This window comes from Morganella sp. GD04133 (assembly GCF_029835375.1).
In the GTDB taxonomy this organism is placed as follows: Bacteria; Pseudomonadota; Gammaproteobacteria; order Enterobacterales; family Enterobacteriaceae; genus Morganella; species Morganella morganii_B.
Map to the genome: position 1 here is coordinate 1 of NZ_JAODZS010000100.1, position 920 is coordinate 920.

Sequence of the window (920 nt, forward strand, 5' to 3'; positions counted from 1 at the left end):
TCCGGAATTTCCGGATAGTTCACATGTTCGGTTATTCCGAACAACTGATTCCAAAGGTCGCCATGTGCGGCCTTTTTTGTTTTCGGAGGTAGGAAATGAAGTGCCAGTTAGAATTCTACTCGGCTGATGTCCGCCCGACGGAAGAAATGGATGGCAACTACGTCATTGTTTATAACCCGTGTGACGGCTGGCATAACGGATCGGTCCGTGTCCTCCGAGACGGTGATGAGTGTGATGTCGGCATTTATCCGTTCCTCGGTGATGAATTTACACCTCATTCGTTTTATACCGCCTGGGCTATCATGCCGGATCCTGAATTACTGGATGATGCATTTCCCCGCGTCTGGAGATAGTTCCACGGGCCGCCCTGTACGGCCTTTTCCGTTTACGCCGCCACAGTGTCAATCACCTCGTTATCACTTAACACAAGAGCTGTGTGCGGCTTTTTATTTCCAGTCATGCAAAGGCATCCAAAGATGAGTGAGACAACATATAAGACAGCCTCATGGGGTGAAGTAAAGGCAGATATCTATTCTGGTGAATCCTGTAATGAACATCGACCATTTGTTGAGGTTTTGTGTGATGGTGACATGGATTCATGTATTGAAGATAAAGTTACATTCAGCGCGAGTCGCTGGCCGGTTGGTACGAAAATTACCGTCGAAGTTCCGTGTTGTCCAGCCTGCGGTTTAGATGCTGAGTATCAGGATAAAACTGGAAGATGCGAATGCGGCTTCGACTGGAAAGAATGGGCTGAAAATAAGTATTCATGATGACAACAACAAGAGCATTGGAGCGTGACAGGCTCATTACCTAATCCGTATTCGGACACAGTGCTCTTTTTATTGCTTTCCCGCCGCTGGTGGGATTATCCGAATAATGCCGCAGCCACCTCACTTCAACCCGTTTAAAACATATAG

General features: G+C 47.3%; 2 protein-coding genes. Both read left to right on the top strand.

Features of this window, described 5'->3' with window-relative positions; translation table 11 throughout:
• The first annotated feature begins 95 nt into the window (after nucleotides 1–95).
• Nucleotides 96–353, top strand: a complete 258-nt coding sequence (locus N7387_RS21275) for a hypothetical protein (RefSeq protein ID WP_279800955.1) — start codon at nucleotides 96–98, stop codon at nucleotides 351–353.
• A 123-nt stretch (nucleotides 354–476) separates the two neighbouring features.
• On the top strand, nucleotides 477–773 hold the full coding sequence (locus tag N7387_RS21280) for a hypothetical protein (protein ID WP_279800956.1): 297 nt from the start codon (nucleotides 477–479) through the stop codon (nucleotides 771–773).
• Nucleotides 774–920: the final 147 nt, after the last annotated feature.

Coding starts and splice junctions, on each gene's coding strand:
- N7387_RS21275 (WP_279800955.1), top strand. CDS start 96: ATGAAGTGCCAGTTAGAATTCTACTCGGCTGATGTCCGCCCGACGGAA.
- N7387_RS21280 (WP_279800956.1), top strand. CDS start 477: ATGAGTGAGACAACATATAAGACAGCCTCATGGGGTGAAGTAAAGGCA.